At 69.9% G+C, this 25,916-nt stretch carries 17 protein-coding genes and 1 pseudogene; 10 read left to right on the forward strand and 8 right to left on the reverse strand.

The window, feature by feature from the left end:
- Positions 1-110: 110 nt before the first annotated feature.
- Positions 111-2,729: a glycosyltransferase family 1 protein gene (locus QF035_RS17730; RefSeq protein WP_307521312.1), complete on the reverse strand. Its 2,619-nt coding sequence runs from the start codon at positions 2,727-2,729 to the stop codon at positions 111-113.
- Positions 2,730-3,211: 482 nt separating this feature from the next.
- Between QF035_RS17730 and QF035_RS17735 the strand changes: the two genes are divergently transcribed.
- The 5 genes from QF035_RS17735 to glgB all read left to right on the forward strand — a co-directional run bounded on the left by QF035_RS17735 (position 3,212) and on the right by glgB (position 12,716).
- Positions 3,212-4,411, forward strand: coding sequence for a S8 family peptidase (locus tag QF035_RS17735; protein ID WP_307521313.1), 1,200 nt, complete (start codon positions 3,212-3,214; stop codon positions 4,409-4,411).
- A gap of 238 nt (positions 4,412-4,649) precedes the next feature.
- A complete protein-coding gene (locus QF035_RS17740) occupies positions 4,650-7,016 on the forward strand; it encodes an alpha-1,4-glucan--maltose-1-phosphate maltosyltransferase (RefSeq protein ID WP_307521314.1) in 2,367 nt (788 codons plus the stop codon).
- A complete protein-coding gene (treS, locus tag QF035_RS17745) occupies positions 7,013-8,713 on the forward strand; it encodes a maltose alpha-D-glucosyltransferase (protein WP_307521315.1) in 1,701 nt (566 codons plus the stop codon). The genes QF035_RS17740 and treS overlap by 4 nt, the downstream gene beginning before the upstream one ends.
- A 126-nt stretch (positions 8,714-8,839) precedes the next feature.
- On the forward strand, positions 8,840-10,243 hold the full coding sequence (locus QF035_RS17750) for a maltokinase N-terminal cap-like domain-containing protein (protein WP_307521316.1): 1,404 nt from the start codon (positions 8,840-8,842) through the stop codon (positions 10,241-10,243).
- A gap of 61 nt (positions 10,244-10,304) precedes the next feature.
- Positions 10,305-12,716 (forward strand): 1,4-alpha-glucan branching enzyme, encoded by a 2,412-nt coding sequence (gene glgB, locus QF035_RS17755; RefSeq protein ID WP_307521317.1) that lies wholly within the window; start codon positions 10,305-10,307, stop codon positions 12,714-12,716.
- Positions 12,717-12,942: 226 nt separating this feature from the next.
- Here the strand turns inward: glgB and QF035_RS17760 are convergent, their stop codons facing one another.
- The 4 genes from QF035_RS17760 to QF035_RS17775 all read right to left on the reverse strand — a co-directional run bounded on the left by QF035_RS17760 (position 12,943) and on the right by QF035_RS17775 (position 16,672).
- On the reverse strand, positions 12,943-15,186 hold the full coding sequence (locus QF035_RS17760; protein ID WP_307521318.1) for a HelD family protein: 2,244 nt from the start codon (positions 15,184-15,186) through the stop codon (positions 12,943-12,945).
- A 177-nt stretch (positions 15,187-15,363) separates the two neighbouring features.
- Entirely contained in the window at positions 15,364-15,696 is a 333-nt protein-coding gene (gene trxA, locus QF035_RS17765) for a thioredoxin (RefSeq protein ID WP_307521320.1), read from the reverse strand.
- A complete protein-coding gene (locus QF035_RS17770) occupies positions 15,693-16,121 on the reverse strand; it encodes a MerR family transcriptional regulator (RefSeq protein WP_307521322.1) in 429 nt (142 codons plus the stop codon). The genes trxA and QF035_RS17770 overlap by 4 nt, the downstream gene beginning before the upstream one ends.
- A 29-nt stretch (positions 16,122-16,150) precedes the next feature.
- Positions 16,151-16,672 (reverse strand): Lrp/AsnC family transcriptional regulator, encoded by a 522-nt coding sequence (locus QF035_RS17775; RefSeq protein WP_307521323.1) that lies wholly within the window; start codon positions 16,670-16,672, stop codon positions 16,151-16,153.
- 159 nt (positions 16,673-16,831) lie between these two features.
- Here QF035_RS17775 and QF035_RS17780 point away from each other — a divergent pair, with 159 nt between their 5' ends.
- Both QF035_RS17780 and QF035_RS17785 read left to right on the forward strand, forming a co-directional pair.
- Positions 16,832-17,686, forward strand: coding sequence for a reductase (locus tag QF035_RS17780; protein ID WP_373466673.1), 855 nt, complete (start codon positions 16,832-16,834; stop codon positions 17,684-17,686).
- Between the two features lies 1 nt (position 17,687).
- Positions 17,688-18,614 (forward strand): aldo/keto reductase, encoded by a 927-nt coding sequence (locus QF035_RS17785; protein WP_307521327.1) that lies wholly within the window; start codon positions 17,688-17,690, stop codon positions 18,612-18,614.
- 73 nt (positions 18,615-18,687) lie between these two features.
- Here QF035_RS17785 and QF035_RS17790 read toward each other — a convergent pair whose 3' ends face one another.
- Positions 18,688-19,608, reverse strand: coding sequence for an NAD(P)-dependent oxidoreductase (locus QF035_RS17790; RefSeq protein WP_307521329.1), 921 nt, complete (start codon positions 19,606-19,608; stop codon positions 18,688-18,690).
- 508 nt (positions 19,609-20,116) lie between these two features.
- On the reverse strand, positions 20,117-21,502 hold the full coding sequence (locus tag QF035_RS17795; RefSeq protein WP_307521331.1) for a cation:dicarboxylate symporter family transporter: 1,386 nt from the start codon (positions 21,500-21,502) through the stop codon (positions 20,117-20,119).
- A 146-nt stretch (positions 21,503-21,648) separates the two neighbouring features.
- Here QF035_RS17795 and QF035_RS17800 point away from each other — a divergent pair.
- From QF035_RS17800 to QF035_RS17810, 3 genes and pseudogenes are all read left to right on the forward strand, one after another.
- A pseudogene (locus QF035_RS17800) lies at positions 21,649-22,756 on the forward strand (RNA-guided endonuclease InsQ/TnpB family protein); the annotation flags it as partial.
- Positions 22,757-22,896: 140 nt separating this feature from the next.
- Positions 22,897-24,633, forward strand: coding sequence for a sensor histidine kinase (locus QF035_RS17805; RefSeq protein ID WP_307521334.1), 1,737 nt, complete (start codon positions 22,897-22,899; stop codon positions 24,631-24,633).
- Positions 24,630-25,322 (forward strand): response regulator, encoded by a 693-nt coding sequence (locus tag QF035_RS17810; RefSeq protein WP_189845582.1) that lies wholly within the window; start codon positions 24,630-24,632, stop codon positions 25,320-25,322. Before QF035_RS17805 ends, QF035_RS17810 begins: the two co-directional genes overlap by 4 nt.
- A 35-nt stretch (positions 25,323-25,357) precedes the next feature.
- On the opposite strand, the gene QF035_RS17815 is transcribed toward QF035_RS17810, so the two are convergent.
- A complete protein-coding gene (locus QF035_RS17815) occupies positions 25,358-25,804 on the reverse strand; it encodes a hypothetical protein (protein ID WP_307521335.1) in 447 nt (148 codons plus the stop codon).
- Positions 25,805-25,916: the final 112 nt, after the last annotated feature.

Consider the following 25,916-nt stretch of genomic DNA (forward strand, 5'->3'; position numbering starts at 1 on the left):
GGACAGATTCCGCCAATCTCAGACGGAACTGACCACCCTCTGGTCACTTACCGCATCCAAACCATCGCACCCTGAAGCACAGACACCAGCAGACCCGCCCGCCGCACACCTCACCGCATCAAAACCCCCGCCCCCTCCCCCAACTCCTCCGAAGGAACCGCCACCAACCCCAACTCCGCACTCGATGCCAGCAATCGGTGCGTAGGCAGGATGCGGACCGTGTAACCGAAGGGGCCCGTGCGGTCCAGGGACAGGGGCCCCTCGTAGAGCCAGCGGCCCTCCAGGTCGGGGCCGCCCGCCGGTTTCAGTGGGGCTGCCGTGCCGTCCGTGATGCCGTCCTCCGAGTCGACGCGGCCCGAGACCGCCTGGACCTCGACGTCGTCCGGGGCCAGGTCGCCCAGGCCTACGCGGACGCGCAGGGAGAGCGTGGTGCCGAGTTCGGCCGTCGGGGTTCCCGCCGAGGTCTCCACGTGGTCGACCGTGACGTGCGGCCAGGCCGCGCGGACCCGGGACTTCCAGACCGCCAACTCCCTTGCGGAGGAAGGGGACATGGCGCGGTGGGCGTGGGCCGCCGGGGTGTAGAGGCGTTCCACGTACTCGCGGACCATGCGGCCGGCCAGGACCTTCGGACCGAGGTGGGTCAGGGTCTGGCGGACCATCTCGATCCAGCGGTCGGGCAGGCCGGCCTGGCCGCGTTCGTAGAAGCGCGGGGCCACCCGCTGTTCCAGCAGCTCGTAGAGCGCCGACGCCTCCAGCTCGTCCCGGCGGTCGTCGTCCACCGCCGTGCCGTCCGCCGTGGGGATCGCCCAGCCGAAGTCCGACTGGAACCACTCGTCCCACCAGCCGTCCAGGACCGAGAGGTTGAGGCAGCCGTTCAGCGCCGCCTTCATGCCGGAGGTGCCGCATGCCTCCAGCGGGCGCAGAGGGTTGTTGAGCCAGATGTCGCAGCCGGGATACAGCTTCTGCGCCATCGCCATGCCGTAGTCGGGGAGGAAGACGATCCGGTGGCGTACGCGTGGGTCGTCGGCGAAGCGGACCAGTTCCTGGACAAGGCGCTTGCCCCCGTCGTCCGCCGGGTGGGCCTTGCCCGCCACCACGATCTGGATCGGCCGTTCGGAGTGCAGGAGCAGGTCCATCAGCCGGTCCCTGTCCCTCAGCATCAGCGTCAGGCGCTTGTAGGAGGGGACCCTGCGCGCGAAGCCGATCGTCAGGACGTCCGGGTCCAGCACGCCGTCGATCCAGCCCAGTTCGGCCGTGCCCGCGCCGCGCTGCCGCCAGGACGCGCGCATCCGCTCCCGCACCTCCGTCACCAACTGCTCGCGCAGCACGCGGCGCAGGTCAAAGATGTCCTGGTCGGGGATCTCGGCCACGGCGTCCCAGCGTTCGGAACCACCGACCGTCATCGCGTCCTCCGTGCGCTGCGCGCCGATCTGACGGGCGCCGAGGCGGAAGACCTCGGGGGCCACCCAGGTCGGCGCGTGCACGCCGTTCGTGACGGAGGTGATCGGGACCTCGTCCGGGTCGAAGCCCGGCCAGAGCCCGGAGAACATCTCCCGGCTGACCTGTCCGTGCAGCAATGACACCCCGTTGGCACGTTGGCCCAGCCTCAGGCCCATCACCGCCATATTGAAGAGGTTCGGTTCGCCGCCCGGATAGGTCTCCATTCCCAATTGCAGAATGCGTTCGACGTCGATACGCGGGAGTTCCGCGTCCGGGCCGAAGTGCCGGGCCACCAGCTCCCGGTCGAAGCGGTCGATTCCGGCGGGCACGGGGGTGTGGGTCGTGAAGACCGTGCCGGCCCGGACCGCTTCGAGAGAGGCGTCGAAATCCAGGTCCTCATAAGACAGTTCGTGAATTCGTTCCAGGCCAAGAAATCCCGCGTGCCCCTCGTTCGTATGGAACACCTCGGGCTGCGCGTGCCCCGTCAGCCGGCAGTACGTACGCACGGCACGCACCCCGCCGATGCCGAGCAGCATCTCCTGGAGCAGCCGGTGCTCGCTGCCGCCGCCGTAGAGCCGGTCCGTCACGCCCCGCTCGCCGAGGTCGTTCTCCTCTATGTCCGAGTCGAGCATCAGCAACGGGACCCGGCCGACCTGGGCCAGCCAGACACGGGCGTGGAGGGATTTCCCGCCGGGGAGGGCCAGGGACACCTGCGAGGGGGTGCCGTCGGGCTCGCGCAGCAGGGAGACGGGCAGTTCGTTCGGGTCCAGGACCGGATAGTGCTCCTGCTGCCAGCCGTCCCGGGACAACGACTGCCGGAAGTAGCCGTGCCGGTAGAGGAGTCCGACACCGATCAGGGGTACGCCGAGGTCGCTGGCCGCCTTCAGATGGTCCCCGGCGAGGATGCCGAGGCCGCCGGAGTACTGCGGCAGCGCGGCCGTGATGCCGAACTCGGGTGAGAAGTAGGCGATGGCGGCGGGGAGTCCGGAGGGCTGGGACTGGTACCAGCGGTCCCCGCCCACATAGTCCTTCAGATCGTCGGCGGCCGCGGCGAGCCGCCGCAGGAAGCGCCGGTCCTCGGCCAGCTCGGCCAGCCGTGCGGACGAGACGCTCCCGAGGAGGCGTACGGGATCGCATTCGGAGGCGGCCCAGTGCTCGGGGTCCACGGACTGGAAGAGGTCACGGGTCTCGGCGTGCCAGGACCAGCGCAGATTGCGCGCCAGGTCGCTGAGGGGGTGAAGGGCTTCGGGGAGTACGGGACGCACGGTGAATCTGCGGATGGCCTTCACGAGCTTCCACCTTCACGGAGGACGTACCAGGACGGCGTATCGGCGTTGCGATGGGTAGACGGATCGGGGCGACCCAGGGAACGCACGTCGCTGTGCGCACTTTGTCACTCATGACGGTAGCGGCGAGGGTGCCTCCGCAACTACGGCGCGAAGTGCTCCGCGGGATGTGCCGTACTGCGACCGGAGGCCGATCGTCACTGATCACGCCCGCGCGGCGGAGCCTCCGGCACCGGAAACCCGCGCCCCCTGCGGAAGGGCCGGAAATCGCCGCAACCTTTACATGTCCGCCACGGGCGATATGGCCGATTCCGTCCCGTCGGGCGGCCTTGTGGCGCTTCACACCGCACGAGAGGCTGCCAAGTGGCGATCCGGCCACGGCCTCGCAGGACCCGTACAGGGACTTGCCTGGCCTGCCAGAGCCCCATCGGGCCCGCGCGCGCCACCGGCCGGAGTACGCCGAGTTGAGGAGGGGAACTCACACCATGGCAGTGACGCGCAAGCGGCGGCTGCACTGGGCGGGAGGCCTGACCGCGGTCATGACGGCCGCGGTGCTTTCGGCCATCACCCTGCCCGCACACGCCGCCCCCGAGGGGCAGATATCCGGCGCGGGCGGAGCGGGGTCCGTCAGCGGCAGCTACATCGTGACGCTCGAAGGGGGAACGAAGGCTCCGTCGAAGGCGGGCAAGGCCGTCGCCATCAAGTACGGGGCGAAAATAAGCCACACCTACAGCACCGCGCTCAACGGCTATGCGGTGAAGGTCGATGAGAGGCAGGCCAGGCGCCTCGCCGCCGACTCCCGCGTGGCCTCGGTCTCGCGGGACGCCACCGTGGCCGTCGAGCACCGGCAGTCGGACCCGCCGTGGGGCCTCGACCGCATCGACCAGCAGGACCTGCCGCTGGACAGCAGCTACACCTGGCCCGAGTCCGCGGGCCAGGGCGTGACGGCGTACGTCATCGACACCGGCGTACGCATCACCCACAAGGACTTCGGCGGCCGGGCGAGCTACGGCTGGGACTTCGTCGACAACGACGCCACCGCCCAGGACGGCCAGGGCCACGGCACGCACGTGGCGGGCACGATCGCGGGCACGACGTACGGCGTCGCGAAACAGGCGAAGGTCGTCGCCGTCCGCGTGCTCGACGACAACGGAGCCGGCACGCTCTCGCAGGTCATCGCGGGCATCGACTGGGTGACCAAGAACGCCCGGAAGCCCGCGGTCGCCAATATGAGCCTGGGCGGGCTCGCGGACCCGCAACTGGACGCCGCGGTCCGCAACTCCATCGCGTCCGGGGTCACCTACGCGGTCGCCGCCGGCAACGACGGCCTCCCGGCGAGCCTCTACTCACCGGCCCGTGTCAAGGAGGCGATCACGGTCGGCGCGAGCGACAAGAAGGACGCGAGGGCGGACTTCTCCAACTGGGGCGCGCGACTCGATCTGTTCGCCCCCGGCGTGGACGTCACCTCCGCCTCCAACGCGAGCGACACGGGCAGGGCGACCTTCTCCGGTACGTCGATGGCGTCGCCGCACGCGGCAGGTGCGGCCGCTCTGTATCTGGCCGACCACGCCTGGGCGACACCCGCCGACGTCAGCAAGACTCTTGTCGAGCAGGCCGCTTCCGGGAAGATGTCCAACGCCGGGCTCGGCTCACCGAACAAGCTCCTGCAAGTCGACAACCCCTAAGTATTTGCGCATTCACCGACCGGCCTCGTCCCGCGAATCCCCAACCGATCCTTTACGGATCCTTGGCGGATTCTCATCGGACGAGGCCGGTCTTGTGTGTAGACATACGCGCGAGTAGTTAACAAAGTGCCGGATTGCCCACCCGAAAAGAGTGGGAAGGCTCCACCGGTACGCCCAGCAGGACCAACCTCCCCACACCCTCATCCGCCCACCCACGTTGACGCGGACAGGAGCGGTCATGCCCGCCATGCACCACCAGCCGTCACCACCCCCGACGCCCAGCACCACCGAACCCCCCGACCAGGGAGAGAAGGCCGACCGGCCACAGCCGCCGAAGGCAAGGACCGTCGAGCCGGCCAACAAGCCGGCCACGACTCCCAAGACGCCCAAGGCTTCCAAGCCGGCACAGTCGGCGAAACCCGCCGAGTCTGCGAAACCGGAGGAGTCGGCGAAACCGGCAGAATCAGTGCACCCGGCAGAGTCGGCGAAACCGGCGGAGTCGAAGAAACCGTCCAAGCCGTCCAAGCAGTCGCGGCCGTCGACGACCACCCGGAAGAGCACCACCCGCCTCACCCCCGCCCCCACGCCCGTCCCGGGAAGCGGCCCCCTGATCGGGCGCATCCCCGTCCTGGACGTGCGCCCTCTCGTGCAGGGCGGGCGTCGTCCCGCCAAGGCCGTGGTGGGCGAGCCCTTCGAGATCTCCGCGACGGTCTTCCGCGAGGGCCACGACGCGGTCGCCGCGAACGTCGTCCTGCGCGATCAGGACGGCCACTCGGGCCCCTGGACCCCGATGCGCGAACTGGCCCCCGGCACCGACCGCTGGGGCGCCACCGTCTCCGTACCGAGGACGGGCCGCTGGACCTACACCGTGGAGGCCTGGGGCGACCCGATCACCACCTGGCGCCACCACGCGCAGATCAAGATCCCGGCGGGCATGGACACCGAGCTGGTCCTGGAGGAGGGCGCGCTGCTGTACGAGCGTGCCGCGACCGGCATACCGAAGAGCAAGGGCCGCCGTGACGCGATCCTCGCGGCCGTGGAGGCCCTGCGCGACACCGACCGGCCCGCCGCGGCCCGCCTGGCCGCCGCTCTCACGCCCGACGTGGACCACGTCCTCGCGCGCCACCCCCTGCGCGAACTGGTCTCGTCCGCCGAGCGGCTGACCCTGCTGGTGGAGCGGGAGCGGGCGCTGTACGGCTCCTGGTACGAGTTCTTCCCGCGCTCGGAGGGCGCGGTGGTCGAGCCGGACAAGCCGCCGGTCAGCGGCACCTTCCGGACCGCCGCGCGGCGGCTGCCGACGATCGCGGAGATGGGCTTCGACGTGGTGTACCTGCCACCGATCCACCCCATCGGCGCGACCTTCCGCAAGGGCCCCAACAACACGCTCGACGCGTCCCCGCACGACGTCGGGGTCCCCTGGGCGATCGGCTCACCGGAGGGCGGGCACGACGCCGTCCACCCCGACCTCGGCACGATCGACGACTTCGACGCCTTCGTACGCCGGGCCGAGAGCCTGGGCATGGAGATCGCCCTGGACTTCGCGCTCCAGTGCTCACCGGACCACCCATGGGTGGAGAAGCACCCGGAGTGGTTCCACCACCGCTCGGACGGCACGATCGCGTACGCGGAGAATCCGCCGAAGAAGTACCAGGACATCTACCCGATCGCCTTCGACAAGGACATGCCGGGTCTGGTCCAGGAGACGCTCAGGGTTCTGCGGTTCTGGATGAGTCACGGGGTGCGGATCTTCCGCGTGGACAACCCCCATACAAAACCGGTCATCTTCTGGGAGCAGGTGATCGACGACATCAACCGCACGGACCCCGATGTCATCTTCCTGGCCGAGGCGTTCACCCGCCCGGCGATGATGCACACGCTCGGCGCGATCGGTTTCCAGCAGTCGTACACGTATTTCACCTGGCGCAACACCAAGGAAGAACTGACCGAGTACCTCACCGAGCTGTCGGGCGAGGCTGCCGCCTATATGCGGCCCAACTTCTTCGCCAACACCCCCGACATCCTGCACGAGTTTCTCCAGCAGGGCGGCCGGCCGGCCTTCGAACTGCGGGCCGTGCTCGCCGCGACACTGTCGCCGGCCTGGGGTGTCTACAGCGGATTCGAGCTGTGCGAGAACGTCCCGGTGCGGGACGGGAGCGAAGAATACCTGGACTCGGAGAAATACCAACTACGTCCGCGAGACTGGGAGTCGGCGGAACGCGAGGGTCGTAGCATCGCCCCTCTGATTGCCGAACTCAACGCGGTCAGGCGCCGCAGTCCGGCCCTGAGGCAACTGCGCGACCTGCACTTCCACCAGGCGGACCAAGAGGCGGTGATCGCGTACTCGAAACGCAGCGGATCGAACACGGTTCTGGTGGTCGTGAACCTCGACCCTCACCACACCCAGGAGGCCACGGTCTCGTTGGACATGCCACGACTCGGCCTCGACTGGCACGAGTCGATGCCGGTGCGCGACGAGCTCACCGGCGAGACCTACCACTGGGGCAGGACCAACTACGTACGCCTTGCGCCCGGGCACCGGCCCGCGCACGTACTGACCGTCCTGCGACCGTCCTCACCGCCAACCGGAGGGTCACCCACACCATGATCGTCAACGAGCCCGTCCCGGACACCTTCGAAGACACCCCGCAAAAAGACCGGGACCCCGAATGGTTCAAACGCGCCGTCTTCTACGAAGTCCTCGTCCGCTCCTTCCAGGACAGCAACGGCGACGGCATCGGCGACCTCAAAGGCCTCACCGCCAAACTCGACTACCTGCAATGGCTCGGCGTCGACTGCCTCTGGCTCCCCCCCTTCTTCAAATCCCCGCTACGCGACGGCGGCTACGACGTCTCCGACTACACCGCCGTCCTCCCCGAATTCGGTGACCTCGCCGACTTCGTCGAATTCGTCGACGCCGCCCACCAACGCGGCATGCGCGTCATCATCGACTTCGTCATGAACCACACCAGCGACCAGCACCCCTGGTTCCAGCAGTCCCGCAACGACCCCACCGGCCCCTACGGCGACTACTACATGTGGGCCGACGACGACAAGCAATACCCCGACGCCCGCATCATCTTCGTCGACACCGAAGCCTCCAACTGGACCTTCGACCCCGTCCGCAAGCAGTACTACTGGCACCGCTTCTTCTCCCACCAGCCCGACCTCAACTTCGAAAACCCCGCCGTCCAGGAAGAAATCGTCTCCGCGCTGCGGTTCTGGCTCGACCTGGGCATCGACGGCTTCCGCCTCGACGCCGTGCCCTACCTCTTCGCGGAGGAGGGCACCGACTGCGAGAACCTCCCCGCCACCCACGAGGTCCTCAAACGGGTGCGCGCCGAGATCGACGCCCACTACCCCGACACCGTCCTGCTCGCCGAGGCCAACCAATGGCCCGAGGACGTCGTCGACTACTTCGGCGACTACAGCGCCGGCGGCGACGAATGCCACATGGCCTTCCACTTCCCCGTCATGCCCCGCATCTTCATGGCCGTCCGCCGCGAATCCCGCTACCCGGTCTCCGAAATCCTCGCCAAGACCCCCGCGATCCCGTCCGGCTGCCAGTGGGGCATCTTCCTGCGCAACCACGACGAGCTCACCCTGGAAATGGTCACCGACGAGGAACGCGACTACATGTACGCGGAATACGCCAAAGACCCGCGGATGCGCGCCAACATCGGCATCCGCCGCCGGCTCGCCACCCTGCTGGACAACGACCGCAACCAGATCGAACTCTTCACCGCCCTGCTGCTCTCCCTGCCCGGCAGCCCGATCCTCTACTACGGCGACGAGATCGGCATGGGCGACAACATCTGGCTCGGCGACCGCGACGCCGTCCGCACCCCCATGCAATGGACCCCCGACCGCAACGCCGGCTTCTCCTCCTGCGACCCCGGACGCCTCTACCTGCCCACGATCATGGACCCGGTCTACGGCTACCAGGTCACCAACGTCGAAGCCTCCATGAGCTCCCCCTCCAGCCTGTTGCACTGGACCCGACGCATGATCGAGATCCGCAAACAGAACCCCGCCTTCGGCCTGGGCTCCTACACCGAACTGCCCTCCTCCAACCCCGCCGTCATCGCCTTCCTGCGCGAACACGGCGACGACCTCGTCCTGTGCGTCCACAACTTCTCCCGCTTCGCCCAGCCCACCGAACTCGACCTCCAAGCCTTCAACGGACGCCACCCCGTCGAACTCATCGGCGGCGTCCGCTTCCCCGCCATCGGCGAACTCCCCTACCTCCTCACCCTCGCCGGACACGGCTTCTACTGGTTCCGACTCCGCAAGGACATGGCCTAGAAACAGGGAGAAGAAGCAGGTAGGAGTAGAACGGGGCGGGGCGGTTTCCCCCGCCCCGCCCTGGGCACGCATCAGTAACACCCCGACTCACCCGGTTTCCGGGTCCTGGGGAAAGGACGCGACGCCATGTCGGAAGCCGTCACCCGTTCCGTGCACTCCGCTTCGACGAGTCCAGGCCTCCTTGCGTCCCTCGATCCGCTGCTTCGCGAGTGGCTGCCACGGCAGCGGTGGTTCGCGGGTAAGGGCCGTCCCGTCACCGGGTTCTCGCTGGTGGCGGCGACCGAGGTGCTGCCGTGGGACGCGAAGCTGGGACTGCTGCATCTGCTCGTGCGGGCGCATCAGCCGCTCGTACCGACACAGAGTGCCGCCACGCATCCGGCCGACTGCTACCAGCTCCTGATCGGTGTGCGCGAGACGCTGCCGCCACGGCTGGCGCCCGCGCTGATCGGTCGTCCGACCGAGGGACCACTGGCCGGGCGGACCGTGTACGAGGCTCTGCACGACGCGCGGCCCGCCGATGTGCTCCTGGAGGCGATGCGGTCGCGGGCGCGCGTCGGCGACCTGCGCTTCGAGCGGGACATGCGGCAGGAGATCCGGGACGGTCTGGTGCCGCGGCTGGTGACGGCCGAGCAGTCGAACTCCTCGATCGTCTACGGAGATACGTTCATCCTGAAGCTGCTGCGGCGGATCGTGCCGGGGGACAACCCCGACCTGGAGCTGCCGCTGGTGCTGTCCCGCGAGGGCTGCCCCCGGGTTCCGGCGCCCGCCGGGTGGCTGCTCGCGGACCTGGCCGACGAGACGTACGTACTGGGTGTGCTGCAGCCCTTCGTCCAGGGTGCGGCGGACGGCTGGGAGCTCGCGCTGCGGGAGCTCGCCAAGGGCGAGGACTTCAGCGGTGAGGCGCGGGCGCTGGGGCGGGCCACCGCCGAGGTGCACACGGCACTGGCGCGGGCACTGCCCACGGTGACCATGGCACGCGGGCAGATGGAACTGCTCGTGGACGCTATGACCGAGCGGCTGGAGGCGGCCGCCCAGGCGGTGCCCGCACTGCGGCCGTACGCGCCCGGGCTGCACACCGCCTTCGAGGCGCTCGCCGATCTGGCGGGCGAGGGCGAGACGTGGACGGCACAGCGGGTCCACGGGGATCTGCACCTCGGGCAGTGTCTGCGGTCGCCGTCCGGTGAATGGTCGCTGATCGACTTCGAGGGCGAACCGTCCAAGCCGCTCGCCGAGCGGCGGATGCCGCAGCCGACCGCGCGGGACGTGGCCGGGATGCTCCGCTCCTTCGACTACGCGGCGCACTCGCACGCGCCCGTCGTGCCCGGCTGGGCCGACGCCTGCCGCGCGGCCTACTGCTCCGGGTACGCGGAGGCGGGCGGGCGTGATCCGCGTACGGATCCGGTGCTGCTGCGCGCGTACGAGACCGACAAGGCGATCTACGAGGTCGTGTACGAGGCGCGGCACCGGCCCGACTGGCTGCCCGTGCCGATGGAGGCGGTCCGCCGCCTGGCCCTCTCCGGATCGCCGTAGGCGCCGGTACGTCCTTGCCCTCCCTCTCACCACCGTCGACTCCGCCGAGGAGGCTCCACCCGTGACGCCCCGCCCGAACCCGCCCGCCAAGAAGCCGAAGAGCGCGAAGGACAAGGCCGGCAACGGCAAGCCCGCCGCCAAGGCGAAGGCGAAGACCGACCCCGCGGTCGCGGATCCCGCGGAGCCGGTAAGCGATGTGGAGCCGGCCGTGCAGGACGCGGAGCCCGTACGTGACGTGGAGCCGCCCGTACGGGATGCGGAGCCGGCCGTGCCGGATGTGCGGCCGTTGGCCGTGCTGGACCGGGGTGACCGGGAGCGGCTGCTCGGGGGCGCGCATCACGAGCCGCACTCCGTGCTCGGGGCCCATCCCGTGCCCGGCGGTGTGGTCTTCCGGGTGCTGCGGCCGTACGCACTGTCCGTGACGGTCGTCACCGAGGAGCTGCGGGCCGAACTGCAGGACGACGGCGAGGGGTTCTTCTCCGCTGTGCTGCCGTTGCGGGAGGTGCCCGCGTACCGGCTGCTCGTGGAGTACGAGGGGACGGTTCAGGACACCGAGGACGCGTACCGGTTCCTGCCGACGATCGGCGAGTTCGATCTGCATCTGTTCGGCGAGGGGCGGCACGAGCAGCTGTGGAAGGCGCTCGGTGCCGAGCCGATGGTGCACGAGGGGGTGAGCGGCACCCGTTTCACCGTGTGGGCGCCCAATGCCCGTGGCGTGCGGGTCGCCGGGACCTTCAACTTCTGGGACGCCACGGCCTTCCCGATGCGGTCGCTCGGCTCCTCCGGGGTGTGGGAGCTGTTCATTCCCGGGATCGGCGAGGGCGAGCTCTACAAGTTCGAGATCACCCGGCCCGACGGTTCCAAGACGATGCGGGCCGACCCGATGGCACGGCGTACGGAGATCCCGCCCGCCACCTCCTCCGTCGTGCACGCCTCGCGTCACGAGTGGCAGGACGGGGAGTGGATGGCGCGGCGGGCCTCCGACCCGCCGGCCCATGAGGCGCCCTTCTCGGTGTACGAGGTCCATCTGGCGTCCTGGCGACCGGGGTTGACGTACCGTCAGCTCGCCGAGCAACTGCCGGTCTACGTCTCGGACCTGGGCTTCACGCATGTGGAGCTGATGCCGGTGGCGGAGCATCCCTTCGGCGGTTCGTGGGGCTATCAGGTCACGGGTTTCTACGCGCCCACGGCCAGGCTCGGCACGCCGGACGACTTCAAGTACCTCGTCGACGCGCTGCACCGGGCCGGCATCGGCGTGATCATGGACTGGGTGCCCGCGCACTTCCCTCGGGACGACTGGGCGCTGGCCGAGTTCGACGGCCGGCCGCTGTACGAGCACGAGGATCCGCTGCGGGCCGCGCACCCCGACTGGGGAACCCTGGAGTTCGACTACGGGCGCCGGGAGGTGCGCAACTTCCTGGTCGCCAACGCGGTGTACTGGTGCGAGGAGTTCCACATCGACGGCCTGCGGGTCGACGCGGTGGCCTCCATGCTCTACCTGGACTACTCGCGCGAGCCCGGGCAGTGGACGCCGAACGCCCACGGCGGGCGGGAGAACCTCGACGCGGTGGCCTTCCTCCAGGAGATGAACGCGACCCTGTACCGGCGCGAGCCCGGGGTCGTCACGATCGCCGAGGAGTCGACGGCCTGGGACGGCGTCACGCGGGCCACCCACCACATCGGGCCGGGCGGCTTCGGGGGGCTCGGCTTCGGTCTGAAGTGGAACATGGGCTGGATGCACGACTCGCTCGGCTACGTCGCGCACGAGCCGGTCCATCGCAAGTACCACCACCACGAGATGACGTTCTCGATGGTGTACGCGTACAGCGAGAACTACGTCCTGCCGATCTCCCACGACGAAGTCGTGCACGGGAAGCGGTCGTTGGTGTCGAAGATGCCGGGTGACTGGTGGCAGCAGCGGGCCACGCTGCGGGCGTATCTGGGCTTCATGTGGGCGCACCCCGGCAAGCAACTCCTCTTCATGGGACAGGAGTTCGCGCAGGGCGCCGAGTGGTCCGAGGCGCACGGGCCCGACTGGTGGCTGCTCGATCCGTCGTACGGGGCCGCCGCGGACCATCAGGGTGTGCGGGACCTCGTCCGGGACCTGAACACTGTGTACCGGCATGCTCCTGCGCTCTGGGAGCGGGACATCGATCCCTCCGGGTTCGCCTGGATCGCGGGGGACGCGGTCGAGGACAACGTCTTCGCGTTCCTCCGCCACGCGGCGGACGGGTCGCCGTTGCTGGCGGTGTCCAACTTCTCGCCGGTTGTACGGCACGAGTACCGGCTCGGTGTTCCGGATGACGTGCCCGCCTGGCACGAGGTCCTGAACACGGACGTCGGCCGCTACGGCGGGGCCGACGTCACGAACCCCGACCCCGTCAAGCCCGACGCCCAGCCCTGGCACGGCCGCCCGGCCAGCATCCGCCTCACCTTGCCACCCCTGGCAACGGTGTGGCTCCGCCCGGCATAGCGGCATGGCCTTTCTCGCCCCCGCCGCCCCTACCCATTCCCGTCCCTTTTCTGGGGCTCCGCCCCAGGCCCCGTGGGGTGTGTTGTCGGGTGCGGGCCGGCTGTGGCTGATCGCGCAGTTCCCCGCGCCCCTTTTAGAGGCGCGGGGAACTGCGCAGCGGGGGTTCGGGGGCGGAGCCCCCGAGTAGTGACGGGAATGGGTAGGGGCGGCGGGGGCGAAAACAGGCTTAGCGGGCCAGCGCCTTCGCCAGGGGCAGCGGCAGCTCCCCCGCGTGGACGATCCCCAACGCCTGCGTGGCCCGCGTCAGGGCCACATACAGGTCACTCGTGCCGTAGCGGGCCGGCTCGACGACGAGTACCGCGTCGAACTCCAGGCCCTTCGACTGACGGGGGTCAAGGAGCACGACCGCACGGGTCAGGTCGGGATCCGCCCCGGCCGTGACCCCGTCGAGCCGCGCGGCCAGCGCCACGTGCAGGTCCCGCGGCGCGATCACCGCGAGCCGCCCCTCCGCGGGAGCCAGCTCCGCGACGGCCTTCTCCACGGCGCCGGGCAGCTCGGCGGCGTCGGCGGCCTCGCGCACCCAGGGGCGTACGCCGGTCGAGCGGACCGAACTCGGCGGCTCGAAGTCCGGGTGTTCGGCGCGCGGGACGGCCGCCGCCACGTCCATGATCTCGGACGGCGTGCGGTAGTTGACCGCGAGACGGGTGTGCTCCCAACGGTCCTCGACATAGGGCTGGAGGATGTCCGACCAGGAGCCGACACCCGCCGCGTCGGCCGTCTGCGCGGGGTCGCCGACGAGCGTCATGGACCGCGTGGGGCTACGGCGCATCAGCAGGCGCCACGCCATCGGCGACAGCTCCTGCGCCTCGTCGACGATGATGTGCCCGAACGCCCAGGTCCGGTCGGCCGCGGCCCGTTCGGCGGCGCTGCGGTGGTCGTCCTCCTCGTGACGCTCGGCCATCCGCTCGGCGTCGATGATGTCGTGCGCGGAGAGAACCTCGGCGGCGTCCGGGTCACTGTCCTCCTTGTCCTCGAACTCGTACGTCCTGGAGGCGTAGGAGACGTCCAGCACGCCCTGGGCGTAGGCGACCTGCTGGTTGCGTTCCCGCTCCGCGGCCGCCCTCGCCAACCGGTCGTCCTCGCCCAGGAGTTCGGCGGCCTCGTCGAGCAGGGGGACGTCGGCGGTGGTCCAGGCCCGGGTCACCGTACGGCGGATGGCGTTCGCGTCGGCTTCACAGACGTACGCGTCGGGTTCGGCGAGGAAGTCCGCGATCAGCCGCCGCGGGGTGACGCGCGGCCACAACTGGTCGATGGCGGCCCAGACTTCGCGGTTCTCGGCCAGCTCGTCGCGGATCTGGGTGACGTCGCTCGGGTCGAGCAGGTTCGTGCCGTCGAAGGGGTCCGTGCCGATCCGCTCGGCGAGCATGTCGGTGAGGGTGTTGAGGATGTGGCCCTCGAAGTGCTCACGGGCCGCGTTGTGCGGCAGGTTCACCTCGCGGGTGCGGTCACGGGCGACGCGTACGAGACCGGCGTCGAGCATCAGGATGTCCCGGTCGTGCTCGATGGCGATCACCGGGTCGGGCAGCGCCTGGCGGTCGCGTACGACGGCGGCCAGGACGTCGGCCATCTCGGCGCGGCCCTTCACGGCGGCGGCCTCGGGGGTGTCGGACGCGGTCGCCTTCACTCCGGGGTACAGCTCGCCGACGGTCGCGAGCAGCACGCCCGTCTCGCCGAGCGAGGGCAGGACCTCGCCGATGTAGCCGAGGAAGGCGGGGTTCGGGCCGACGATCAGGACGGCACGCTTGGCGAGCAGCTCCCGGTGTTCGTAGAGGAGATAGGCCGCCCGGTGGAGTGCCACGGCGGTCTTGCCGGTGCCCGGGCCGCCCTCCACCACCAGCACACCGCGGTGTGGGGCGCGGATGATGCGGTCCTGCTCGGCCTGGATGGTCTGCACGATGTCGCTCATGCGGCCGGTGCGCGCGGAGTTGAGGGCGGCGAGCAGCACGGCGTCGCCGGTCGGGTCCTCGTGCCCGGTGCGCTGCTGGTCCCCCAGGTCGAGGATCTCGTCGTGCAGGGCGGCGACCGAGCGGCCCTCGGTGGTGATGTGCCGACGGCGGCGCAGGCCCATCGGGGTGTGGCCGGTGGCGAGGTAGAAGGGGCGGGCGACCGGGGCCCGCCAGTCGATCAGGATCGGGGTGTGCTCGGTGTCGTCGGCGCGGATGCCGATGCGGCCGATGTGGTGGGTGAGGCCCGTGGTCAGGTCGATGCGGCCGAAGCAGAGCGAGCCGTCCACCGCGTTGAGCGCGGCGAGCAGGCCGGAGCGCTCGGCGACGAGGATGTCCCGCTCCAGTCGGGCCTGCTGTGGTGCGCTGCCCTGCGCGAGCGCGTCCGCCACCGAGGCCTCGGTGCCGCCGCGCAGGGCGTCCACGCGCGCGTACAGACCGTCGATGAATTCCTGCTCGTGCCTCAATTCATCGTCGGTGAATTCTGTGTGTGATCCCCTGTTTGACAATTCCGCTCCTGGCCGGATATACTGCGCCTAGTGAACTTCTTCGCGACCAACTTCCTTGAAGTCGCGAACCATTCAATATACGCAGAGAAATCCCCCGCAGGCAATTGACCGCGGGGGATTTGTTGTTTGCGCCGGCTACAGCACGTCGGCCAGTTCCTCCAGCAGCCGCCGCTTGGGCCGGGCGCCCACCATCGACTTCACCGGCTGCCCGTCGCGGAACACGATGAGCGTGGGCATCGACAGCACTCCGTACGCGTTCGTGGTCTCCGGGTTCGTGTCCACGTCCAGTTGCACCACCTTGAGCCGGTCGCCCTGCTCGGCGGCGACGGCGCTCAGCACCGGCGCGATCTGCCGGCACGGCGGGCACCAGTCGGCGGTGAACTCCACCAGCACGGGCAGCTCCGCCCCGATCACCTCGGCCTCGAAGTCCGCGTCCGTCACTTCGGCCACACCCGCTGCTCTGATCACTTGAAGGTCCCTCCCAGTTCGCACACGGGCTCCGGACCGCCCGGAACCTCCGCCCCGGCCGCCAGCTCGTCCCTCGACGCCTCGGCCCGCGCCAACTGCCCGCCGACGTGCGCGCGTACGGCCTGCAACTCACCGATCAGCGCGTCGAGTTCGCCCAGCTTGCGCCGGTACACGGCGAGTGACGCCGGGCAGGAGTCGCCCTCCGGATGCCCGGCCCGCAGACACTCCACGAAGGGCCGCGTCTCCTCCAGGTCGAACCCGAAGTCCTGCAGCGTCCTGATCTGCCGCAGAAGCTTCAAGTCGTCCTCGTCGTAGGTGCGGTACCCGTTGCTCCCCCGCCGCGCGGGCAGCAGCCCCCGCGACTCGTAGTACCTGAGGGTCCGCGTGGTGGTCCCGGCCCGCGCCGCCAGCTCGCCGATTCGCATGCGTACGAACGTAATCCTTGACCCTGGCGTCAAGGCAACGCCGGCGGCAGCAGCGGCTTCCGCTCCACCGGGGACGACAGGAGGATCGACGTCGTCGTACGGCCGAGTGCCGAGGTCTGTTCCAGGACCTCCTCCAGGTGGAGGGTGTCCTCGACCGCGACCTTGAGGATCCAGCAGTCCTCACCGACGACGTGGTGGGCTTCGGTGATCTCGGGGCGGGCGAGCAGCTCCAGGGTCCTCGGGTGCTTCAGCGTGTAGCCGCCGTGCGGGTTGACGCGGATGAAGGCCTGCATGCCGTAGCCGAGGCGGGACGGCGAGACATGGGCGCCGTAGCCGGTGACGGCACCGACGGACTCCAGCCGGCGGACGCGTTCGGCGACCGCGGCCGGGGACAGCCGGACCCGGCGGCCCAGCTCGCTGAGCCTGATCCGGCCGTCGCTCTGGAGCAGCTCCAGGATCTGCCGGTCCAGGGCGTCGAAGGCCGCCGACGTTTCGTTGGCGGCGGCTCGCAGATGCCGTGGTTCTTTCGGTACCGCGGCCGGATCTCCCATGACTCCCCCTTCAGACCTCACTCGTACGCCGGAAGAATTATGACCACAGGGTCCACGGAACAGGACCGCGGTGAAGGGCATTACGGGAGGGGCGCCGTGCGCGAGGTGTGTGTCATTGGCGGTAACCGGTATTTCGGCAAGAGGCTGATAGCCAGGCTGATGGCCGCGGGAGACAGGGTCACCGTCATCAATCGCGGCTCGTCGCCGCCTCCCCCGGGAACGATTCATCTCGTCGCCGACCGCAACGACGAGAATTCCCTTGAGAAAGCGCTCGGTTCACGGACTTTCGACGTCGTCGTCGACCAGGTCTGCTACACACCCAGGCAGGCGGAGATCGCCCGCCGGGTCTTCGCGGTACGCACCCGGCGATACGTGATGACCTCGACGGTCGAGGTGTACGAGTACGAGGACTCGGCGCAGCTCGTACGCGAAGACGCCGTGAACCCGCGTACGGTCGCCGTCGATCTCGAACTCCCCTGGGACGACCCGGAGTTCCTCGACACCCACTACGGCGAGGGCAAGCGGCAGGCGGAGGCGGTCTTCGCGGCCGACCCCGGGTTTCCGTACGTGACCGTGCGGGTCGCCCATGTGCTGGGCGGGGACGACGACTTCACGGGCCGGCTCGACCACTACGCCGAGCGGATCCGCGCGGGCGAGGCGATCGCCGTCCCCGCAACGAACCACCCCGCGACATACATCCACGTGGAGGAGATCGCCGACTTCCTGATGTGGGCGGCGGGCGAGGAGTTCACCGGGCCGGTGAACGCCGCGTCCCACGGGGTGCTCACCACCGGGGAGTTGTGCGAGGCGCTGACCGAACACCTCCCCGGCGGAAGGACCATGTTCCAGGCCGTGTTCCGGGCCGTCGAGGTCGGGGAGTTCTCGCCGTTCTCCTTCGCGCGTTCGTACGGGATGGACAACGCGCGGGCCACGCGGCTCGGGTTCTCCTTCGGGAAGGCACGGGAATGGCTGCCGCATGCCGTGACGGAGACGCTCGGGGCGAAGGTCAACTGACATGCGATACCGCGCAGTTGGCGGCCTGCGGGTGAGTGCCGTCGGGCTCGGTGCCATGCCGTTGTCCATCGAGGGCCGGCCGGACGAGGGGCGGGCCATGGCCACGGTGCACGCCGCCCTGGACGCGGGCGTCACGCTCCTGGACACGGCGGACTCCTACCACCTGCCCGGGGACGAGCCCGGGCACAACGAGCGTCTCGTGGCCCGTGCCCTCGCCACGTACGGCGGCGACCCGGCCGGCGTCCTGGTGACCACGAAGGGCGGGCGCGGCAGACCGGCCGACGGGAGCTGGACGGTGACGGGGTCTCCCCGGCATCTGAAGTCGGCCGCGGAGGCCTCGCTCAAGCGGCTGGGCGTCGAGGCGATCGGCCTTTACCAGCTCCACAAGCCCGACCCCGCCGTCCCCTTCGAGGAGTCGGTGGGCGCCCTGCGCGACCTGCTCGACGAGGGCAAGATCCGCTACGCCGGCATCTCCAACACGGACGTAGGCCGGATCCGCCGGGCCCACGCCCTCCTCGGCGACCGGCTGGTCTCGGTCCAGAACCGCTACTCCCCCGCCGTCCGGGACAGCGAGCCCGAACTACGGCTCTGCGCCGAGCTGGGACTGGCCTTCCTGCCGTGGAGTCCGCTGGGCGGGATATCGCGGAGCTCGCTGGACGGGCCGTCGCGGCGGCTGCCGCCCGAAGACACCGGCCACTCCACCGGCCCGAGCCACGGCAATGGTCTCGGCGCCTTCCACGCGGTGGCTCGTGAGCGGGGTGTCAGTCCTCAACAGGTCTGTCTGGCCTGGCTGTTGGCCCGCTCGCCCGTGGTCATCCCGATCCCGGGCGCCAGCCGGCCCGGGACGATACGGGACTCGGCGGGCGCGGCGGATCTGGAGCTGACGCCGGAGGAGGTGGCGCGGCTGGAGGCGGGGGTGGGTTCCTGAGGGCGTGTCGAGCCGTGCTCCGTCCAGGGGCCCGGCCCGAAGGGGGGCCAACGGGCACGAACTCGCGGGCGCGTCACACGGTTCGGCTCGCTCGGTCGCCGCGTGGCATGCCTGCGTCGCCGCGTACGACTTCGATCGTGCTCGTCCAGCTGTCGGCGGCGTGGCCGAGGGCGACGGCCTTGTCGTAGACCTCCTTGATCGGGCGGAGGGTGCTCACGTCGAGGCCGCGGTGTTCGGCCCACTCCAGGATGTGGCCCACGCCGGACGCCATCATGCCGAGGTTGGCCGCCTCGCCCGGGTGGCTGCCCGCGTCGACGTGCTGAGCGGCCTCGGCGGCCAGGGACGGCATGAAGGCGGTGATGGTGTCCAGGTAGGGGGCGAGATCCGCCGCGCGCACCCCGTCGGCACCGGCGAGCGCGTACGCGTGCAGCAGGCCGGAGATCGAGCCGTAGAAGTAGTCGAGCAGCGCCAGGTCGTAGACGGCGGCCAGGCCCTGGTCCTCGCCGAGGTGGGCGGGCTTGCCGCCCAGCGCCTTCAGTGCCGTCTCGTGCTTGTCGTACGCGGCCCGCGGCCCGCTGTAGAAGATCAGGGCAGGCGGCTGTCCGATCAGGTCTACCGGCACCATGATCGAGCCGTCCAGGTAGTCGATGCCGCGTTCCTGGGCCCAGGCTCCTGTCGTACGGGCGCGTTCCGGGGTGTCCGAGGTCAGGTTGACCAGTACCCGGCCGGGCAGCTCGTCCGCGACCGAGTCGAGGACGGCGCCAGCCGCGTTGTGGTCGACCACGCAGATGACGACCAGGTCGGCGGCGCGTACGGCTTCGCGGGCGCTGGTCGCCCTTGCGGCGCCCCTTGCGACCAGGTCGTCGCCCTTGCCGGGGGAACGGTTCCAGATGGTGGTGGGGTGGCCCGCCTTCAGGAACGCGGTGGCGAGGGCCTGGCCCATGGCGCCCATTCCCAGGACGGTGACGGGGGTCTTTTCAAGGTCATCTGTCATGCCGACCATGCTGGTATCGGGCCCAACTCCCCACAAGTACGCACTATTTGGTCAGGTACTGAGCGGAAGGTAAGTGGGTAACCCCACGGGAACCGGCTTGCGCCGCCGGGGAGTCGGTCCGGAGGTGCGGGGGCCGGTGGGCATGGCTGGGGCCGTGGTGGGCTGGTCGCGCCGTTCCCCGCGCCCCTGAGGGGGCGCCCAGGCCGGTGCGTATGCCTCCGGTCGTCGTGGGTTGATCGCGCCGTTCCCCGCGCCCCTGACGGGGCTTGCCTGGGCCATCGGTGCTTTTTGGGGGCGCGGGGGACTGCGCGCTCGGCCACGACGCGCCCGCACCCTGGCGAACACGCCCGCCCGCCCAAAAGCCACCGGCCGGTGGGCCCGGTCGGGGAGGACCGGGGCCACCGGCCGGTGGCCGGGGAAGTGCGGGGTGAGGGGAGTGACCGGGCGGCTGAGCGACGGGGGATGCACCCAGCCGCCCGGAGTTCTGGGACGGGGCCCGGGCCTGGGGTCAGGCCTTGGCCAGCGTCTTGTCCTCCGGCTGGTCCGGGACCTCCGCCGCGGCGGGAGCGGAACCGTGGCCGTCGTCCAGGAGGGTCGTCTCGTCGAAGGGGAGTTGCCCCGCGAGCACCTGGTCGACGCGGCCCTTGTCGATCTCCTTGGTCCACGTACCGATCAGAACCGTGGCGACCGCGTTGCCGGCGAAGTTCGTCAGGGCGCGGGCCTCGCTCATGAAGCGGTCGATGCCGACGATCAGACCGATGCCGTCCACCAGCGCGGGCTTGTGGGACGCGAGGCCGCCCGCCAGGGTGGCCAGACCCGCTCCGGTGACACCCGCCGCGCCCTTGGAGGCGACCAGCAGGAAGAGGAGCAGCGGAATCTGCTCGCCCACCGACATCGGCGTACCCATGGCGTCGGCGATGAACAGCGAGGCCATGGTCATGTAGATCATGGTGCCGTCGAGGTTGAAGGAGTAACCGGTCGGGACGGTGATGCCGACCACCGGCTTGCTGACGCCCAGGTGCTCCATCTTCGCGATGAGCCGCGGCAGGGCGGACTCGGAGGAGGAGGTCGACAGGATCAGCAGGAACTCACGGCCCAGGTACTTGAAGAGCGTGAGGATGTTGAGACCCGCGACGACCCGCAGCATCGTGCCGAGCACGATGAAGACGAAGAGGAAACAGGTGACGTAGAAGCCGAGCATCAGGACGGCGAGGCTCTTGAGTGCGTCCAGACCCGCTGAGCCGGTGACCGCCGCCATCGCGCCGAACGCACCGATGGGCGCCGCCCACATCACCATGGCGAGGATGCGGAAGACCAGGCGCTGGATGTGCTCCACGCCGCGCAGGATCGGCGCACCGGACGAGCCCATGGCCTGGAGCGCGAACCCGGCGAGCAGCGCGACGAGCAGGGTCTGCAGGACCTCGCCGCCGGTGAAGGCGGAGACGATCGTCGTCGGGATGATCCCGAGCAGGAACTCCTCGGTGTTCTTGGCCTCGGTGACCTGGCCCTGACCGGCGTCCTTGATCGCGTCGGTCACCGCGAGGCCCGTGCCGGGCTCCAGGATGTTGCCGACGACCAGGCCGATGGCGAGGGCGACGAACGACATGACCACGAAGTAGCCGAGCGCGATGCCACCCACCGCGCCGACCTTGGCGGCCTTCCGTACCGAGCCGATGCCCAGCACGATCGTGCAGAAGATGATCGGCGAGATCATCATCTTGATCAGGTTCACGAAGCCGGTACCGATGGGCTTCAGCTCGACCGCGAAGTCGGGAGCGATCAGGCCCACGGCGATGCCGGCGGCCACGGCGGCGATCACCGCGATGTACAGGTAGTGGGTGCGGTCCCGCTTGGCAGCGGGAGCGGCAGGTGCCGTATTCGATGTACTGGTCACGGCTGCCCTCCTTGACGACGTCGTCGGCATCATCCGGCGTGCGGCTCACGTCCGGGGGTTGTCGGTGACTATCTCCCGCCTTGTGAGGCCGGTCACCCTTCCGTTCATTTCGTTCACAAGGAGGCGGACTCCCAGGGCCTCACACGACGCGTACGTTCGGTTGCGTGCGCAAGGTCTACAACCTGGCTCTGCAGGCCCGCACCGCCGCCTGGTTCTCCGAGCACCGCCGGATCAACTGCGTCCAGACCTCCGCACTTCTGACCGAGTGGAAGAAGGCCGAGGAGTACGCCTTCCTGGCCGAGGTCTCGTCGGTTCCCCCGCAGCAGACGCTGCGGCATCTGCAATGTGCGTTCACCAACTTCTTCGAGCGGCGCTCCGCCTATCCGCGCTTCAAGTCCCGCAAGAAGTCACGCAACAGCGCGGAGTACACCCGCTCGGCCTTCACCTACCGCGACGGGCGAATGACACTGGCGAGGATGCGGGAGCCGCTGGACATCGTCTGGTCCCGGCCTCTGCCCGAGGGTCAGGTGCCGTCGACAGTGACGGTGTCGCAGGACGCCGCGGGACGCTGGTTCGTCTCGATGCTGTGCCAGGACGCCACGGTGAGGGTGTTCCCGGCCACCGGCACGGCCGTGGGTGTCGACGCGGGCATCACTTCGCTGGTGACCCTGTCGACCGGGGAGAAGATCACCAACCCGAAGTTCGAGAAGAAGGACCGGGCAAGGCTCGCCCGCGCCCAGCGCGAGTTGTCCCGCAAGCAGAAGGATTCCAAGAACCGCGACAAGGCGCGCCGCCGAGTCGCCCGTATCCATGCCCGGATTGCCGACCGGCGCCGGGACTTCCTGCACAAACTGTCCACGCGGCTCGTTCGTGAGAACCAAACGATCGTGATCGAGGACCTCACCGTCCGCAACATGCCGAAGAATCACACGCTCGCCCGTGCGATCTCCGACGCGTCCTGGACCGGACTGCGCTCCATGCTGGAGTACAAGGCTCAGTGGTACGGCCGAGAACTCATTGCGGTGGACCGCTGGTATCCATCGAGCAAGACCTGCTCGTCCTGCGGCCGCCTGGTCGCGAAACTGCCGCTGAACACCCGGGAATGGACCTGCGCCGCGTGCGGAGCGATCCACGACCGGGACGAGAACGCGGCGAAGAACATTCTGGCCGCCGGGCCGGCGGTGTCGGCCTGTGGAGCCGGTGTAAGACCTCAACGGAGATCTTCCGGGCGGGCGACCGGCGCTGAAGCAGGAAAGCTCCGAAGGAGCGCCGTGTAACGGCGCAGAGTCGGAGATCCCCCTTTTCGAAGTGGGGAGAGGCCAATCAGTTCGCGCTTATCCGCGGGCGGGTCCGCGGAGGACGGGCAGCAGGCAGGAGCGAGGCACACTGTTTCCATGCGCCTCCCTCGTGCTCCACGTCCCCGCAGCCTGGCTGGTCAGCTCTTTGCCATGCAGGCCGTGCTTGTCGCTGTCGTGGTCGCGGGCTGTGCGCTCTTCACCTACATCAGTGACCGCAGCCAGGCCGAGGACGCGGCGGGACGGCAGGCCATGGCGGTGGCCCGGTCGGTCGCGGACTCCCCGTCCGTACGGGAGGCCATACGTACGGACGATCCGACGAAGACGCTCCAGCCGTACGCGACGTCGGTGCAGCGCGACGCCCAGGTCGACTTCGTCACGATCATGAACCCCGAGGGCATCCGCTGGACGCACCCCAACAAGGACCTGATCGGCAAGCACTTCCTCGGCAACACGCAGTCGGCGCTCCTCGGGCATCCCTTCACCGAGACGTACACGGGCACCCTCGGCGAGTCCGTGCGGGCCGTCACGCCGATATACGACAACGGCCGCATCGTCGGCCTGGTCAGCGCGGGCATCAAGGTCGACGAGATCAGTCAGCGGGTCGAGGGCCAGGTGCAGGCCCTGATCGGCGTCGCGGCGGCCGCCCTGGCCCTGGGTGCCGTCGGCACGTACGTCATCAACGCCCGGCTGCGCCGCTCCACCCACGGGATGAACGCGGCCGAGCTCAGCCGGATGCACGACTACCACGAGGCAGCGCTGCACGCCGTGCGCGAGGGACTGCTGATGCTGGACGGGCAGTTCCGGGTGGCGCTGATCAACGACGGCGGGCGCGAGCTGCTCGACGTGACCGACGACGTGGTGGGCCGCTCGGTGGCGGACATCGGCCTGCCGACGCCGCTGACGGGGGCGCTGCTGTCCGGGGAGCCGCGGGTGGACGAGGTGCATCTGACCGACTCGCGGGTGCTCGTCGTGAACACCTCGCCGGTGTCGGGCGGCGAACGCCGGGGCACCGTCGTGACACTGCGCGACGTGACCGAACTGCAGTCCCTGATGGGCGAGTTGGACTCCGAGCGGGGCTTCACCACGGCCCTGCGCTCGCAGGCGCACGAGGCCGCGAACCGCCTCCACACCGTCGTCTCCCTCATCGAGCTGGACCGGGCCGAGGAGGCCGTCGACTTCGCCACGGCCGAGCTGGAACTGGCCCAGGCGCTGACCGACCAGGTCGTCGCGGCGGTCAGCGAGCCGGTGCTGGCCGCGCTGCTCCTGGGCAAGACGGCCCAGGCGAACGAGCGCGGCGTCGAGCTGCTGGTCTCCGAGGACAGCAGCATCGACGACGGCCTGCTCCCGGAGTCCCTGCCCTCCCGTGACCTGGTGACGGTCCTCGGCAACCTGATCGACAACGCCGTGGACGCGGCGCAGGGCTCGGTCGGCGCCCGGGTCACGGTCACGGCGATCGCGGACGCCGACGGGCTGGTCCTGTGGGTCGTCGACACCGGTACGGGCGTGGACCCGGCCCACGCGGAGGCGGTCTTCCAGCGCGGCTGGTCCACCAAGCCCGCGGGGCCCGGCGGGCGGGGGCTGGGCCTGGCCCTCGTACGGCAGGCGGTGGCCCGGCACGACGGGACACTGACCGTGACCCAGGCCCCGGGCGGCGGGGCGTCCTTCGAGGTACGGCTGCCGCTGCCGACGGCGGGGCGTGGGAGGACTAAGGTCCACGCCGGGCCCGAGTCCGGGTCAGGGGCCGTGGACGGGTCCGGGGACGGGTCCGGCGGCGGTCCTGGGCTCACGCACGAGCCCGCGCCCGAGCCGACGCCGCACGGAGGCACCGTATGAGCACGCCTTCCCCCTCGCGGGACATCCGCGTCCTGGTCGTCGAGGACGACCCCGTCGCGGCGGACGCGCATGTCCTGTACGTGGGCCGGGTGCCCGGCTTCACGGCCGTCGGCAAGGCGCACACGGGCGCGGAGGCCCGCCGGGCGCTGGACCGCATGCCCGTGGACCTGCTCCTCCTGGACCTCCACCTGCCGGACGTGCACGGCCTGCAGCTGGCCCGCTCGCTGCGCGCCGCCGGCCACCACGCGGACGTCATCGCGGTGACCTCGGCGCGCGACCTGACGGTGGTGCGGGAGGGGGTGTCGCTGGGAGTGGTGCAGTACGTACTGAAACCGTTCACCTTCGCCACCCTCCGTGACCGCCTCGTGCGCTACGCCGAGTTCCACGCGGCGGCCGGCGAGGCCAGCGGGCAGGACGAGGTCGACCGCGCCCTCGCCACCCTCCGGGCTCCCGGTCCGGCGGCCCTGCCCAAAGGGCTCAGCGCCCCCACGCTGGAGCGCGTGACCCGCGCCCTGCGCGACTCCGACGAGGGCCTGACCGCGACAGGCGTCGCCGAGGCCGTCGGCATCTCCCGGATCACGGCCCGGCGCTATCTGGAGCACCTGGTGGACGCGGGGAGAGCGGGGCGCAGTCCTCAGTACGGTCAGGTGGGGAGACCTGAGCTGCAGTACCGGTGGGTGAAGGGCTAGCCGGACGGGGTCTTCGTACCCGAGAGGTACGTCGGTCATCGCCGTCCCGGGCCGAACACCCCGGCGTACAACACGACTTGGACCGCCGGCCCCACCACCACCAGCGCCTCGATCACGGACAGCACCTGCAGCCCCCGGCCGACCTGCCCGCCGGCCCAGTACACGACGAGTCCCGCCAACGGCACGACGCAGAAGGCCAGTAGATCGACCCCGCACTGGATCGCCTTCCGTGATGTGCGACGGGTGTCGGCGCGGTGGGCGGCCTCCCAGCCGAAGGCCGCCGATCGCTCGATCTGCGCGAGGTCGGCCGGCCGGGGGCTCAAGTCGCCCCGTACATACGCCCCGATCGCCGAGATCTTCTCGTCGTTCACGAGGTGGGTCCACCCGAGCACGACGCACACGGGCGGAAGCGCCGGCAGCATGGAGGTCTCTCCGGCCTGTGCCGAGGCGGCGGCCACGGCGGTCACGTCCTGTTCCGGCATTTCGCGCTCCCTTCAGGACGCCCGACACCCCGCCGCGAGGGCGGCTCGGCAGTACCTTGAGTGCGCGCGACCACACGCACTGTGTCGGACTGATCATGCAAAGTCATTGACC

The sequence above is a fragment of the Streptomyces umbrinus genome, from assembly GCF_030817415.1.
Classification (GTDB): domain Bacteria; phylum Actinomycetota; class Actinomycetes; order Streptomycetales; family Streptomycetaceae; genus Streptomyces; species Streptomyces umbrinus_A.